This is a genomic window from Paenibacillus sp. G34 (assembly GCF_056856875.1).
This window is the reverse complement of record NZ_CM166469.1, coordinates 5434292-5448970: the sequence shown is the minus strand read 5'-3', so window position 1 is coordinate 5448970 and position 14679 is coordinate 5434292. Positions and strand designations below refer to the sequence as shown.

Sequence of the window (14679 nt, the reverse complement as noted above, 5' to 3'; positions counted from 1 at the left end):
ACTCTCCACGGGAATGCTTAATGTGTTAACCCCGACACCAAGGGTCGATGGCTCTGCTTGGAGCAGACATATTGTTTATTTAAATGTTGACACATTAGGCAGCAGTCGATATAGTTATACAAAATCATTTTCTTATCCAGAGAGGTGGAGGGACTGGCCCTTAGAAACCTCAGCAACAGATCTGAAGGATACTGTGCTAATTCCAGCGGGTGAAAGCCTGATAGATAGGAGCGTTTGTTTTTATTTGTCAGTTACGGCGCACTCTTCAGGAAAGAGTGGGTCTTTTTTGTTTGTTCTGGATGAAGAAGCAAGGAGCAGGTTATATGGAGAACAGCAACGAAAAGGGTCAATTTCAGCGAAAAATGCAAACGAGGCATGTCGTTATGCTCTCTCTTGGCGGCGTCATTGGAACTGGACTGTTCCTTAGCTCAGGGTATACCATTCAACAAGCCGGACCACTAGGTACGATTCTATCCTATCTGATTGGCGCTTTGGTGGTGTACCTGGTGATGCTCTGTCTTGGTGAGCTGTCTGTGCATATGCCGGAGACAGGTGCATTTCATAGTTATGCGGCTAAATACATTGGACCCGCTACAGGATACACAGTGGCCTGGCTGTACTGGCTTACTTGGACTGTAGCACTTGGATCGGAATTTACAGCAGCGGGACTGCTTATGCAGCGCTGGTTTCCGTCTGTGAACGTCTGGATCTGGAGTGCGCTGTTTGCGCTGATGATTTTCCTGTTTAATGCGTTCACGGTAAAACTGTTTGCAGAATCGGAGTTCTGGTTCTCTTTGGTGAAGGTGATGACGATCGTCATCTTTATCATTCTTGGCGGCGCCGCCATGTTTGGTATTATTCCGATGGCAAATGCTGAACCGGCTCCGTTCTTTTCCAACATTACTGCGTCCGGGTGGTTTCCTTACGGAGCGACTGCGATCCTCATGACGATGCTGGCAGTCAATTTTGCCTTTTCAGGCACGGAGCTGATTGGTATTGCCGCAGGGGAAACGGAAAATCCGGAAAAAACGATTCCGAAGGCCATTCACACCACGCTGTGGCGTTTAATTATTTTCTTTATTGGCACGATCGTTATTCTGTCCGCTTTGCTGCCAATGTCAGATGCAAGTGTGCTGGAGAGTCCGTTCGTTGCTGTCATGGAGCGGGTCGGTGTTCCGTATGCAGCCGACATCATGAACTTTGTTATTTTAACGGCAATTCTGTCTGCTGCGAATTCGGGGCTATATGCTTCATCACGGATGCTCTGGTCACTGGCGGATAAAAAGACGATCTCTCCATGGTTTGCCCGCCTGACGAAACGCGGAGTACCATTCAATGCGCTTGTGCTCAGCATGGCTGGTGGTGCACTGGCTTTATTGTCCAGCATCATTGCACCGGGAACTGTCTATATCACGCTCGTTTCGATCTCAGGTCTTGCTGTGGTAGCGGTATGGATGAGCATCAGCGTGTCTCAATACATGTTCCGTAGGCAGTATCTGCGGGAAGGACATGACGTGAAAGATCTGGTTTACCGAACGCCATTATATCCAATCGTACCTATCGTTTCATTTGTATTGTGCCTGGCATCCTGCATCGGTATCGCTTTTGACCCAACGCAGCGGATTGCACTATACTGTGGTATTCCATTTATTATCTTATGTTATATCGCGTATTATTGGACAGATCGGACGAAGAAGAAAAGAGGGATGACTTCATGACTAAACGTGAGGAAACAAATAATATCCATGTGATTCAACATATTTTGGAGGAGTATCCGGTCATGATTCTGGACGGTGCACTGGCGACGGAGCTTGAGCAGCATGGCTGTGATCTGGATGATCCGCTCTGGTCTGCACGAGTGTTGCTGGAGAACCCGGATGTTATCGTGAACGTGCATGCTGATTATTTTCGTGCAGGGGCAGATTGCGCAATCACCTCCAGTTATCAGGCAACGGTGGAGGGCTTCCGCAAGCGTGGCATTGGAGAAGAGGCTGCACTGGATCTGATTCGCAAAACGGTAGAGCTGGCTGCAAAGGCCAGAGATGACGTGTGGGCAGAAGTGCAGGGAGCCACAGTAGCTGAAGGTTCAACAGGACAGCTTGGCGAGAAGTTGCGTCGTCCGCGACCTGTCGTTGCTGGCTCTGTCGGCCCATACGGTGCCTATCTGGCAGATGGTTCGGAATATGTGGGACATTACGGCGTGTCCGATGAGACACTTGCTGCATTTCACCGACCTCGCATGGCTGCGTTGATTGAAGCAGGAGCTGACATACTCGCATTCGAGACGATTCCTTCGTTGCAAGAGGCTCGTGTTCTTGTGGAATTGCTTAAGGAGTTTCCGAATACTCATGCGTGGCTTTCTTTTTCATTAAAAGATGGGACAAGCATCAGCGAGGGAACGTCGCTTCAGGTATGCGCACAGACCTTTGGCTCTGAATCGCAGATTGCGGCAATCGGCCTGAACTGCGCTCCAATGGAAGTGGTCACGGAAGCCATCGGTATTCTTCGCCAAGGTAGCGATAAACCAGTTATCGTCTACCCGAATTCAGGCGAGATTTACGATGCCGAGACCAAAACATGGAGCGGGCAAGGCTCTTGTGGCAGCATGAAGGATGCATCGGAACAATGGGTTGCTGCTGGTGCGCAGATTATTGGCGGATGCTGCCGGACAACACCGTATCAAATTAGCGAGCTGGCGAAGAAGTGGCGTGGTTAGTAGCCCAAATTTTATAGAAAAAATTGAATAAGAACATAAAAATGTATCTAAACATAAAAAACTTAGATAATCTCCAAGAGCCCTTACCTTTTTATATATAGGTAAGGGCTCTTTTAGATTCCTTTTAGGTTATTCAATAACTAACATACGTGGTGATGCCTTGCGAATTTCCTGAGATGCCAGCCAGCATCCAATTGCTGCTGCCAATATACTCAAACAGACGAATAACAGGATGCCCCATCCATTCAGAACCAAGGGAAGGTGTACGATCCCATATCCCGAGAGAACTTGTTCAAGTAACCGGGGAAGAAGATAGACGCCCGCAATAATGCCAAACATTGAACCTATCAGGGATAGCGATGCGACTCCAAGTGTAAGCGAGGAACGAATACTGCCGGATGTCATACCTATTGATTTGTAGATGCCATACGTCTTGTTCTCTTTGCGAATGCTGATCCGGCAGGTACTGAAGATGATCATAAAGGTAACCATGATGAACAGTAGACCAATCAGAGCCATGGGATATATAAGAATGTTTAATGCTTCTTCGAAAACGGAATCCAGCAATGTTTTTTGCGTGACGATGGAAGCAGAGTCTCTGAACCGCTCATTCAGTTGGGCTGCAATTATCCCTGCCTGTGATGGGTCGTTGATATTAATAAAGGCAGCATCTACGTCACTGTAACTTGGATTTACGCTTTTAACCGCTTGAACGGTGATTCTCCCGGATACTGACATGTTTGCAATCGCTTGATAGATACCCGAAATGATGAATGTGCGCTTCTCTCCTTCAACGTAAAGATCGATAAGGTCTCCCAAATCCTTGTTTAACATTTTGGCAACACTGACCCCGATTGAAATTTCATTCTCGCGTTCAGGGTTATTTCCTTTTAACGTCTCGAACCCGGAGTCCTTATAGCTCCCATCCAATACACCTAAATAAAGACTGATCGACGGACGGGTTGTATGGTTTTCCAAAACTTCGGAGGGAATCACGCCGGTAAGGTTTCCCTGCCAGCCCACATTTTTGATGCGGTGATCTTCTTCCAGTACACGTTGAAGTGCTGCTTTTGGAAATGTCGTTTTGTCTACGACCACAGCGGCAATGTTGGCATTGTCATACCCCCATTGGGCTGCTGTCTGATGGATGCCGATAATACTGGTTAGAACAGTATATCCGAAGACGAGCACGGAAGCGGCCACCGACGTCAGCAGTATCATTAAGACAGAGCTTTTGCCATTTTTGATCAAACTGCGTATGCCGATGACCCAAGAAACAGGCAGCTTTCCAAATGAAGCCATATGTGCTAGCGGTGAATCCATTCGTCGCACCATGCGTACATTGTCGTTCTCCGACATACCGTAACGAATGGCCTGAACAGGCTGGATCATGCGAGCTTTTCTGGCGTATAACACGACAAATGCAATAACCAAGACGAGTAACAGCAGCCCTACAACAATAGCAGCTCCAATGCCCTCAATGGCAAGATCCCCCTGGTCAGTCCGCAGGGACGATACGGAGATGTTGATGATGAATTTGGAGACGAATACGCTAAGTACCACTCCGGGAAGAACGGCGATGATGGACAACAGAGCATATTGAATAACGTAGGTAGCAATGGTTGCTCGGGAGGTCAGCCCAAGCGACTTGAGGATACCTATCGTTTTGTAGTTGGCCAGAATGGCATCGGATATGGTGAAGCCAATCGTAATGAGTGCAATCATCATCATGACGGCCCCTAAGAATATCATAATGAAACCGATGATCTGGTTGATGATTAGATAGAAGGATGAGATACTTTCGAATTCCATTTTGGTTTCCAGAAAAGGAGAACCTGTCTCGCTTGTATAACGGTCCCAGTAGCTGGAGCTCGTACTGTAGTCATCAAAATGTATGCCTATCATGTGATGTTCTTTACCTGCAAGCGTGGTGAAATCATGTTGATAATCGCCAGGGTTCATCCAGATTCTTGCCGTATTGCTGAACGGTGCTCCGTAAGGAACATCCACAACAATCGCTGATACGGTGAGACTTAGCCTAGAAGGTCCCGTTCTGAATTGAACGACATCACCGACAGTAATGTTATAACTGTAGGCCATCGAAGTAGGAATCCACACATTTCCTTGTGCGGGAGACGGGCTTTCTTTACCGGCTGCAAATACGAGTTGATCTACATTCCATGGAGGTGGAGGGGTGTTCATCATGTACAAGTAAATGTTAGAGATATCCACATTATCTAAGGTTATGCCTGACAAAGTACGGTAAGTAAGCAAAGGCGAGACCTGAACACCTTTCTGAGCGGCCCACCAGTCATACACCGTTAGGGGATCATTTAGATTTTTTTCCAATGTCAACATCTGATGCGATCCGTTCGTTTGGCTATGCATTTCCTTGAACTGATAACCTGTGTTCGCCAAAATGATGACGGAAGTGCACACCAGAAGGGTGGAAAGTAAAATAAGCAGGGTATTAAACAGGTTTTGGATTTTATTTTGAGTGAGATAAGAAAAGCTCAGCTTCAGGATGGCAGCCATAAATTACTCCTTCCCCGATACAAAAGCGAAGACAATGGACTCCCGCTCCGGAATTTGATGCTCGTGATATTTGTCGAATTCCAGAATACCGCCGATTTTACCATCCTGGATCAAGATCAGACGATCAGCCCGGCATGCGGCTTGGATGTCATGGGTTACCATCACGACGGACTGTCCTTCCCGGTTCATATCTGTCAGGATGTCGAGCACCGCTTTTCCATGTTCGAAGTTTAAACTTCCGGTAGGCTCGTCAGCGAACAGGATATCCGGTGAGTTGATTAGTGCACGGGCAATCGCAGCCCGTTGTTGCTGACCCCCAGAGGTCTGGGAGGGCAGGCGGTTGTGTTGTTCATGAATATCCATGTCGCGCATAAGTTGATTCGCCCGCGCTTGAACCTCACTTTTTTTATTTCTGGCGATGTACCCGGGAAGAGCGATGTTTTCGTGAATAGAAAGGTCGGGAACAAGGTTGATGCTTTGATAGATGTACCCGATTCGACGTGTGCGGAATGCAGACAATTCTCGTTCGTTATAGGTATCAATACGTTGATTCTGAAAATAAACCTCGCCAGCAGTGACCTGGTCCAGTCCGCTCAGTAAATATAACAGTGTAGATTTCCCTGAACCGGAATTGCCCATGATCACAGTGAAATCCCCTTCATAGATATCGAGATTCACATTACGAATCGCATGGTACTGTTCGCTCCCGGTCTGGTAGGTTTTACACAGGTTTTGGGCACGAATGATGGATGTTTTGTTCAAGCAGATTCACTCCCCGTTGCAGTATATCGTTCATCATAAAGGGAAGATGTTGAGAAACCCTTATCCAAATATAAATAAAGTATTACAAACCTAGGACAGATAGCTCAGAGTAAACAAGGCATTTATGAACACTGAGACTCTATAATTCGTCACCTCAACATAAGGGCAGACTGAACTGAAAGAGAGTTTCTTTACCATTTTTGCTGGAAAAATGAATCTGTCCTCCATGCGCTTCAATGATGCTTTTGCAGATAGAAAGGCCAAGTCCTGTTCCTTCCTGGATAAGGGGAGAGTAGGAAGCAGAGGAAGTAGAGGAAGAGCCACCTCTAAAATATCGTTCAAATACAAAGGGCATGTCCTGAGTCTGGATACCTCGCCCCGAATCAGTGATGGTCAGTTTGAATTGTCCCGAATGGACCTCAGCATGAATGCGGATAAAATCACCGGGAGCAGTATGTTTAAGTGCGTTAGATATCAGATTGGAGATGACCTGTTCTATGCGTACCGGATCAATCCGAATAAGTACGTCAGGGATAGGGCTAGGCTGTTCGTAGGTCAATCCGTGGGATTGAACGATATGTGCAATGGGTCTCAGCATATTTTCGAAGACGGAGCGACTGTATCGTTCTTGCGGCTCAACCGAGATCTGCCCAAGCTCATGTAATGCGTGAACAAGCAAATCCTCTACTAGCCGGGCTGTTTTGTCTGTATGGATTTGCATAATATCCAAATATTCTTTGAGAGTGTCTTCATCTTCGCATACTCCTTGGGAGATCGCATCTATGTACGCTTTTATCGTCGTAATGGGTGTCTTGAGATCATGAGAGATATTAGTGATGAGCTCTTTCTGAGCTTTTTCCTGCCTCATGCGCTGTGTGCTCAGATGCATAAGTTCCATCCGCATCAAGTCCAGCATAGCGTAGAGGTCACCTATTTCGTCTGTGTGTTGGTATTGAATTTTCTCGTCGTATTTGCCTTTAAGAATCGATTCAGCGTGATGTTTCAGCTGGTTGACCGGGGTTAACATCTGTCTCTTGATCCGGCGAACGATGGTGTATAGAAGAAACATGAGCATTAGGGAAAGTATGATTACTGTAACCATTAGGAATATGGGAACAGGAGACTTCTTCTGAGCAAACACCAGAGATTGGGGGACGGTGAAAATGATATTTCCAACCTGAGGACCATTTGGCTTTGGGCTTCCCATAACGGGAAAAGCAATGTCCAATGATTCATTGCCATCCGCAAGCTGTAACACATCTGCGAGATTATAATGCAATGCGGATCTCAGATTAACCAATGATCCTTCGGAGGACGGTAAAGAGGACAGTTGGATTAGACCATCCAGTCCGACATAGGAAAAAGGAATATTTTCTTTGCTTGCTGCTGCACGGATTCGCTCTTGAACAATAGGGTCTGCAAGACGATGATGATTTTGCTCCAGTTCAAGCAGCACCGGATTAACCTTCAGGCGTACCTGATTAATCATCGGTACAGATTCACTGGAAGAATGTGATGCCAGCAGATGAAGGAATAATCCAAGGCTACAGAGCAGGATTAGAAGTAGGATTGCTAATGATAATTTCAGCCATCGTGTAGACCAGTTATATAGTGACATGAACGCTTCTCCATTCGTGCTTAGTCATGATTAAACTTGTATCCGACTCCCCAGACGGTTTTTAAAAGGGTTGGATGAGAGGCATCGTGCTCAATCTTTTCCCGTAATCTGCGTATGTACACCGTTACTGTATTTTCATCTCCGTAAGCATCGAAGCCCCAGATCGCATCAAGTAATTGAGATTTGGAGAAGACCTGATTTTTGTTGCTGGCAAGATAATACAGCAGTTGGAATTCTTTTGCCGATAGGGAAACTTCATTACCATTTACGGTAACTTTATAAGCCTTCTTGTCAATTTCCAGGTTAGCAAGACGTAGTAGATGGGAGTGATCCTGTACCGTGTTCAGACTGTCATATCTTCTGAAGTGAGCATTGATTCTGGCGAGCAGCTCGCTTAGGGAGAATGGTTTGCTCATATAGTCGTCAGCACCGAATCCAAGCCCCAGCACCTTGTCGGTATCACTTCCTCTGGCACTCAGAATAAGAATGGGAATGTTGTTCCGCCTGCGAATTTCGCGGCATACATCGATACCGTCCTGATCTGGCAACATAATATCGAGAATAATATAGTCCGGCTGGATTAACTCCATAATCTGAAGGCCATCCTCTCCAGTGGCTGCAACGGCGGCCTCATATCCATTTCTCATCAGATAATCGCGCAAGATGCGGGAAATGTCATGTTCGTCCTCGATAATGAGAACTTTGCGTTTCGAGTTCATGGGATCACTCCAGTACATCCAGTTTTATAATGAAGGTTTATAAAAATAAGTAATGATTTAGGATACATCGCCGAATAGATGAATTGAAATTAAAGTATCTCACCTTACACATGCTCCAGATCATCTATCGGTTCATGCTGTTTTGATTTTTGGTACTCTGCTGGAGACACGCTAAAATGCGCCCGAAACACCCGGTGGAAATAGGAGTAGCTCGCAAAACCGCAGGACTCGGCAATATGCTCCAGTGTCATCTCGCTGTATTTCATACGCTCCAGTGCGGCGTTCAGTCGGATTTCGATGGCATATTGGATCATGGTCTGATTATAGTGTTCCTTGAACAAACGCACGGCCCGCGAGAGACTAAGTCCGGCATAACGGGCAGCTTCCTCTAATTTGAACGTAACCGTGGCATGTTCTTCGATAAAACGCTTCAGCTTAAGTGCCGAAGAGACAGCCCGGTCGGTCTGAATATTTTCCGTAATCGCCCGATCAATGTACAGGCATAGCCCCCGCAGCAGAGCGTCCTTCAGCTCCGCATTTTCCTCCAGTGGGCCGCGACGTTTCTCCAGCAGCATGTTGCGCCACAGGCTGATCAGCTTGTCATCTAGGCCAATACGACTTACCGTCGGACGTTGCTGGCGTTTCCACCACTTTTCAATCCAGCCGCCTTCACAGAAGAGATAGTAGTCCCCACTCGACAAACGCCCTTCCTTATGTGGTTCATCTACGACGAGGCGATAATCGTCCCCTGGTTTTAATAAAAGCAAATCACCGCTGGTCATGCGGAATTCCTCTTCTTGTACATATACTTTGCACGAGCCTTCCGTCTGCAAGCGGAATAAATAGGTGGCAAGCTCGCCTTTCATATTATGGGTGAATGCCTTGTAGTGATAGGAGTAGTCACAGATCAATACGGATGTGTCCAATGTGTCCAAAGATGTATGCCCCCAAACGTTCGCTCCTGTTGAATCAACGGAATTATAGGACTGCCAGCGTGCAGCCATAGAACTGAATTCACGGATTACAACAGGATGGAAATAAAATTTGATCAGATAGTTCATGTTTCGATTATATTGTATATGTTCATTTTAGCCTGTTTTGCGTTAGGATGATACCAGATAGAGCAATGTAAGCAAATTTGAGAGCAGAGGAGTATCTGTCATGAAAAAATTGAACATTGGTTTGCAACTTTTTACACTTCGTGATGAAACTGCAGCAGATTTTCGTGGTACACTGCGCAAAGTGGCCGCCCTTGGATACGAAGGGGTTGAATTTGCCGGATATGGCGACATTCCAGCAGAGGAAATGAAAGCGCTACTAGATGAGCTGGGTCTAAAAGGTTTTAGCAGCCACGTGTCCCTTCATGCGATGCGCGAAGACCTGCAAAAACAAATCGATTACCTGAAAACAATTGGTGCACAATATATGATCTGTCCTTATCTGATGCCGGAAGATCGCCCGGACAATGCAGAAGGCTGGACGAAATTATTTGAAGAATTGCAACAGTACGGAGCCGAAGCAGCGAAACAAGGTTTGATCTTTGGTTACCACAACCATGACTTTGAATTCCATGGCCAAGTTGGGGATGCCAATGCTTTTGATGCGATGTTCGCTCAAACGACTCCAGAAGCTGTACAAGTGGAAATGGACGTATGTTGGGTACAGTTTGCTGGACAAAATCCAATCGAGTATATTAATAAATATGCGGGTCGTTTGCCGTTGCTTCACTTGAAAGATTTCAGCAAAGACGAGCAGGGTCAGATGAAAACACTGGAGCTGGGACAAGGCGAAGTGGATCTGCCAGCTGTTATTGAAAGCGCAACAAATGCAGGTGTAGAGTGGCTGATCGTGGAACAGGACGTATGTCAGAACCCTCCGCTTGAGAGCGTAGAGAATAGCCACAACTGGCTGAAACAAAACTATCTGAACCAGTTCTAAGAGTTCAACTTCCATAGACGTAACATCTGACCGTGTCAAACATGAATCTAATTGTCAAAGGAGACTTTTGTACATGAGTAAAATTAAAGTTGCAGTATTCGGCTGTGGAGCTATCGCTCAGCGCAGACATATTCCGGAGTACGCTGCCAATGAGAACGTAGAACTTGTCGCATTTGCTGATCCGGTAGTGGAGCGTGCGCAGGAAATGGCCGAAATGTACGGTGGTAAAGCATATTCCAGTTACGAGGAATTGCTTGCAAACGAAACAACAGTGGAAGCGGTGAGCGTATGTACACCAAACTATCTGCATGCACCAATGACGATTGCCGCTGCCAATGCGGGCAAGCATGTGCTGGTTGAGAAACCGATGGCGGTTTCCACTGAAGAAGGCGAGCAAATGATTGAGGCGGCTAAGAAAAACGGCGTATATCTGATGGTAGGTCACAACCAACGTCTGATGCCTCCTCACGTGAAAGCCAAAGAAATTCTGGATTCCGGCCGATTGGGCAAAGTGCTGACCTTCCGTACGGCTTTCGGTCACCCGGGTCCAGAAGGCTGGAGTTTAGATGGAGCAGGTAGCTGGTTTTTCCGCAAAGAAGAAGCTATTATGGGCGCGATGGGTGACCTTGGCGTACACAAATCCGACTTTATCCGTTATTTGCTGAACGACGAAGTATCCGAAGTAGCTGGTTTCATCAGCACGCTGCACAAAGAAGGTACGGATGTGGATGACAATGCGACATGTTTGCTGCGCATGAAGAGCGGCGCAATCGGCACACTCGTAGCCAGCTGGACACAATACAGAGGCGGAGACAACAGCACTGTGCTATGGTGTGAGAATGGCGTAATGAAGATCGGTACAGTCGAAGGTGACGAGGTTATCGTTGAGTTGACCAACGGTACGGTTGAAACGTACAAAGTCGGCGCGATGGCGACCAATGAAAAACAAGTACCAAGCGGCGTAATCGATGCATTCGTAGAATCCATCGTAACCAAGACACCTCCATCCATCTCGGGTGAAGAGGGCTTGCGTTCCCTGCAAGTCATTCTGGCTGCGTTTGAATCCGAGAAAACAGGTCAGATCGTTAAGCTGTAACTGATTAATAGGTCGTAATAGGCTATAAAAGGTATTAATATTCATTCGTAGGAATTAGTTGGTATCGATAGGCATTAGTGGGCAGTAATAGGCTATATTTAGGATAGGAATTGCTATTGGTTCGCAATCAATAAATTTAGAGGACATTCCCCAGTGCAGTGTGCTGGGGGATGTCCTTTTTATGTGAGTCATCGGTTAGAGTGCAACGGTTAAGCACATTACGCGAGTTGATTTCATGTTCACATATGATGCAGACGGGATTATGAATTTAATCCAAAGACATTCTCCAGTACCCTATACTAGAGAATGTCTTTTTTGTGAGTAATCTAGGGAGACATCGTATGTCCAAAACACCAGGACTGCGCTAACGATCCCAGATGAGCTTATTTGCACCGTTTTGGCGGTCTAAGAAATCTAACGATCACCAGCGACGCTATTTCCTCAGAAATGCCTTCGAAAGAGCAAAATGGGGGGGGGAAATGAGAAAATAGCGTTTCCTGTGATCGTTAGATTTGAGAAGAGGCTAAAATAGGCGAAATAGCATCATCTGTGATCGTTAGAAGTCCAGCGCATGTCATTTGTCTGTAACCGCTGGCTCAAAGTACTATAAATGAGGGGTTTACTGTGCATCGGTGAGTAAGTATACTTTGCGACGTGTGCGTGTGCGTGTGCGTGTGCGTGTGCGTGTGCGTGTGCGTGTGCGTGTGCGTGTGCGTGTGCGTGTGCGTGTGCGTGTGCGTGTGCGTGTGCGTGTGCGTGTGCGTGTGCGTGTGCGTGTGCGTGTGCGTGTGCGTGTGCGTGTGCGTGTGCGTGTGCGTGTGCGTGTGCGTGTGCGTGTGCGTGTGCGTGTGCGTGTGCGTGTGCGTGTGCGTGTGCGTGTGCGTGTGCGTGTGCGTGTGCGTGTGCGTGTGCGTGTGCGTGTGCGTGTGCGTGTGCGTGTGCGTGTGCGATGTTGAGGTAATATTGCCAACAAGAGCAGGCCCAAGCTAGCCTAATGTTCAATTGCTTGAGTCACGTTGTGTATCTGGTCTCTCTCCATTATTCCAGTTGCACAGCTATCAAAAAAACGGGACAAGGCGGAAAATCCGTTACCTTGATCCCGTTTTTAGTTTGAAATTTGTTGTGGTTTATTTAAAGATTTGTTTTTGGCGTTTAGCAAGTTTAGAATTCCAGGACGTTATCTTCAGATGCCGGCTGGCTTAACCTCACTCGCCAGATCGATCCAGGCGATCTCTTCCGCAGTCAGCGTAATGCGGGAGCCTTCGTCACAGGAGAGCAACTCTGCCTGATTTTGTGCCCCAATCAATGCACAGGTCGGGAAGGACTGATTCAATACGTAGGCCAAGGCAATCTGAATCGCCGTTGTATTTTTGGATTCAGCCAATTCCCCGGCACGGCGCAGCCGCTCCCAATTGCCTTCGCTGTAGAATACACGCACCAGATCAGCATTGTCGCGTACCTCAGGCGTGAAACGTCCGGTGAAGAAGCCGCGAGCCTGTGAAGACCAGGACAGGAGTGGCAATTGTGATTGCTCATGCCATGCGAGCGTTTCGGCATCCGCCGATACACAGCCTGCCCAGAATGGCTCGTTCGCTTTGGCGAGACTGAGGTTTGGGCTGCTGAACGTGAATCCTTTGAGACCATGGGAGGCGGCATAAGCGTTAGCTTCTTCTAACCGCTGCCAGGTCCAGTTGGAGGCGCCGATGGCGCCGATTTTGCCAGACTCGATGTGTTCGTTTAGTGCCTCCAGAATGGCAGCCACAGGTATGTTCGGATCATCCCGATGCAGTGCGTACAGCTCGACATGCTCCGTCTGCAAACGCTCCAGACTTTGAGTTAGGTCTTTGCGGATCGCATCGGCGTTCACGCGAGGGCCGTTCTGATCATGGTGTGCCCCTTTTGTAAGAATGACCATCTGGTCGCGATTGCCGCGTTCCTTCATATAACGTCCCAGTACCTCTTCACTCTGTCCACCGCAATAGATGTGCGCTGTATCTACCGTGTTGCCACCGATCGCCAGAAACGCATCCAGGTTGGTCGCAGCTTTCTCATACGTATCATGAAAGAAATAGTCTGTTCCTTTGATTAGCCTTGAGACTTTTTTGCCAGCACCGGCGATTTCAATATATTCCATAGATAAACCATCCTCTCATATATAAGGGTGCAATTCATTTTGGAGCTTTCATTCGAAATGAAAAGTAAGAATTTAGAATTGGCATTAAACTAATATATGTTGTCTCTAGTTCGCGTCTCACAGCGTAATTCGTGTACGTTCTTCTGCCGAGCGAAGACAAGCTTCAAGCACTTTCATATTGGCTGCCGCATCGGAAGGAGCGAAACGAAGTTCTTTGCCCTGAAGTACAGCGCGAGCCATATCATCCCCTTGTAATGCATAATGATTGACCTGTTGCACCTCAACTTCACGACGTTCACCACCTGCAGTAACAAAGAAGTTTGAGGTGCTGTCTGTACGAGCAATATAAGCCGAAGGGACTTCGATAATACCGTCAGAGCCAAGTACCTCCAGCGTATTACGGAAGGCTGCCCACATACTGCTATCAAACGTAACGCCAACATGGTTATCGAATTCAAGCAGTCCGGAAGCCATCATATCCACCTGATCATGCTCTGGTGAGAACATACCGATAACAGTCACTGCCTTCGGCTCCTGTCCCAGCAGGAGGCGAGCCGCACTAATGGAATAACAGCCGATATCGTACAGCGCGCCGCCACCCCATTCTTTACGGAAACGCACGTTGCCGGACGAACCCGAATTGTTAAACGAAAACGTACTGTGGATGCCACGAATTTCACCAATCTCGCCGCTGGCGATAATCTCCCGAATCTGGTCATAACGCGGATGATGGCGGTACATAAACGCTTCAGCCAGATGCACGCCTGCATCTGCACAAGCTTCAACCATCTCTAGTGCTTCTTTTTCCGTGAGAGCGAGTGGTTTTTCGCATAAAATATGTTTGCCAGCTTGTGCTGCGCGGATCGTCCATTCCCGGTGCAGATGATTCGGAAGTGGAATGTAAACGGCATCGATTGAATCATCTTCTAAAATGGCTTCATAGCTTCCGTAAGCCTTTTCAATTCCAAGTTTATCAGCAGTTTGCTGTGCTTTATCGAGATCACGGCTGGCAATAGCGGTAACCTCGTTCAACTCCGATTGCTGCAAGCCAGGAATGACGGAACCTATTGCAATGTTGGCGCTGCCGAGAATGCCCCAGCGTAACTTTTGAACAGAATTCATAACTTGTTTCCTCCTGTAATTGAATGTATATTGTGATTA

The 14679-nt window shown here is 47.2% G+C and carries 12 protein-coding genes and 1 riboswitch; of the genes, 5 read left to right on the top strand and 7 right to left on the bottom strand.

Annotated elements, in window-relative coordinates; all coding sequences use genetic code 11:
• Positions 1–129 precede the first annotated feature (129 nt).
• Positions 130–231: riboswitch (SAM riboswitch) on the top strand.
• A gap of 92 nt (positions 232–323) precedes the next feature.
• Positions 324–1718 (top strand): S-methylmethionine permease, encoded by a 1395-nt coding sequence (gene mmuP, locus AC1VYS_RS24855; RefSeq protein ID WP_482915118.1) that lies wholly within the window; start codon positions 324–326, stop codon positions 1716–1718.
• Positions 1715–2716 carry a homocysteine S-methyltransferase gene (mmuM, locus tag AC1VYS_RS24850; RefSeq protein ID WP_482911886.1) on the top strand — a complete coding sequence of 334 codons (1002 nt, stop codon included), beginning with the start codon at positions 1715–1717 and terminating at the stop codon, positions 2714–2716. Before mmuP ends, mmuM begins: the two co-directional genes overlap by 4 nt.
• Before the next feature lie 129 nt (positions 2717–2845).
• Here the strand turns inward: mmuM and AC1VYS_RS24845 are convergent, their stop codons facing one another.
• From AC1VYS_RS24845 to AC1VYS_RS24825, 5 genes are all read right to left on the bottom strand, one after another.
• Positions 2846–5251 (bottom strand): ABC transporter permease, encoded by a 2406-nt coding sequence (locus AC1VYS_RS24845; RefSeq protein ID WP_482911885.1) that lies wholly within the window; start codon positions 5249–5251, stop codon positions 2846–2848.
• Positions 5252–5254: 3 nt separating this feature from the next.
• Positions 5255–6013 (bottom strand): ABC transporter ATP-binding protein, encoded by a 759-nt coding sequence (locus tag AC1VYS_RS24840; RefSeq protein ID WP_482911884.1) that lies wholly within the window; start codon positions 6011–6013, stop codon positions 5255–5257.
• Between the two features lie 154 nt (positions 6014–6167).
• Positions 6168–7631, bottom strand: coding sequence for a HAMP domain-containing sensor histidine kinase (locus tag AC1VYS_RS24835; protein ID WP_482911883.1), 1464 nt, complete (start codon positions 7629–7631; stop codon positions 6168–6170).
• 20 nt (positions 7632–7651) lie between these two features.
• The gene (locus AC1VYS_RS24830) at positions 7652–8350 is read right to left on the bottom strand and encodes a response regulator transcription factor (protein WP_482911882.1); all 699 of its coding nucleotides are present in this window, start codon (positions 8348–8350) and stop codon (positions 7652–7654) included.
• A 104-nt stretch (positions 8351–8454) separates the two neighbouring features.
• Positions 8455–9276, bottom strand: coding sequence for a helix-turn-helix domain-containing protein (locus AC1VYS_RS24825; protein ID WP_482915117.1), 822 nt, complete (start codon positions 9274–9276; stop codon positions 8455–8457).
• Positions 9277–9511: 235 nt separating this feature from the next.
• Between AC1VYS_RS24825 and AC1VYS_RS24820 the strand changes: the two genes are divergently transcribed.
• The 3 genes from AC1VYS_RS24820 to AC1VYS_RS24810 all read left to right on the top strand — a co-directional run bounded on the left by AC1VYS_RS24820 (position 9512) and on the right by AC1VYS_RS24810 (position 12340).
• Entirely contained in the window at positions 9512–10288 is a 777-nt protein-coding gene (locus tag AC1VYS_RS24820; protein WP_145334688.1) for a sugar phosphate isomerase/epimerase family protein, read from the top strand.
• A gap of 73 nt (positions 10289–10361) precedes the next feature.
• The gene (locus tag AC1VYS_RS24815) at positions 10362–11384 is read left to right on the top strand and encodes a Gfo/Idh/MocA family protein (protein ID WP_090924332.1); all 1023 of its coding nucleotides are present in this window, start codon (positions 10362–10364) and stop codon (positions 11382–11384) included.
• Between the two features lie 632 nt (positions 11385–12016).
• Positions 12017–12340, top strand: coding sequence for a hypothetical protein (locus AC1VYS_RS24810; RefSeq protein ID WP_482934426.1), 324 nt, complete (start codon positions 12017–12019; stop codon positions 12338–12340).
• Between the two features lie 227 nt (positions 12341–12567).
• Here AC1VYS_RS24810 and AC1VYS_RS24805 read toward each other — a convergent pair whose 3' ends face one another.
• Positions 12568–13518 (bottom strand): aldo/keto reductase, encoded by a 951-nt coding sequence (locus AC1VYS_RS24805; protein WP_482911880.1) that lies wholly within the window; start codon positions 13516–13518, stop codon positions 12568–12570.
• Between the two features lie 117 nt (positions 13519–13635).
• Positions 13636–14640 carry a Gfo/Idh/MocA family protein gene (locus AC1VYS_RS24800; protein ID WP_482911879.1) on the bottom strand — a complete coding sequence of 335 codons (1005 nt, stop codon included), beginning with the start codon at positions 14638–14640 and terminating at the stop codon, positions 13636–13638.
• Positions 14641–14679: the final 39 nt, after the last annotated feature.

Excerpts from the sequence above, each read along its gene's own strand:
- AC1VYS_RS24845 (WP_482911885.1), bottom strand. The coding sequence starts at position 5,251 with ATGGCTGCCATCCTGAAGCTGAGCTTTTCTTATCTCACTCAAAATAAA.
- mmuM (WP_482911886.1), top strand. The coding sequence starts at position 1,715 with ATGACTAAACGTGAGGAAACAAATAATATCCATGTGATTCAACATATT.
- AC1VYS_RS24835 (WP_482911883.1), bottom strand. The coding sequence starts at position 7,631 with ATGTCACTATATAACTGGTCTACACGATGGCTGAAATTATCATTAGCA.
- AC1VYS_RS24820 (WP_145334688.1), top strand. The coding sequence starts at position 9,512 with ATGAAAAAATTGAACATTGGTTTGCAACTTTTTACACTTCGTGATGAA.
- mmuP (WP_482915118.1), top strand. The coding sequence starts at position 324 with ATGGAGAACAGCAACGAAAAGGGTCAATTTCAGCGAAAAATGCAAACG.
- AC1VYS_RS24800 (WP_482911879.1), bottom strand. The coding sequence starts at position 14,640 with ATGAATTCTGTTCAAAAGTTACGCTGGGGCATTCTCGGCAGCGCCAAC.
- AC1VYS_RS24830 (WP_482911882.1), bottom strand. The coding sequence starts at position 8,350 with ATGAACTCGAAACGCAAAGTTCTCATTATCGAGGACGAACATGACATT.
- AC1VYS_RS24805 (WP_482911880.1), bottom strand. The coding sequence starts at position 13,518 with ATGGAATATATTGAAATCGCCGGTGCTGGCAAAAAAGTCTCAAGGCTA.
- AC1VYS_RS24815 (WP_090924332.1), top strand. The coding sequence starts at position 10,362 with ATGAGTAAAATTAAAGTTGCAGTATTCGGCTGTGGAGCTATCGCTCAG.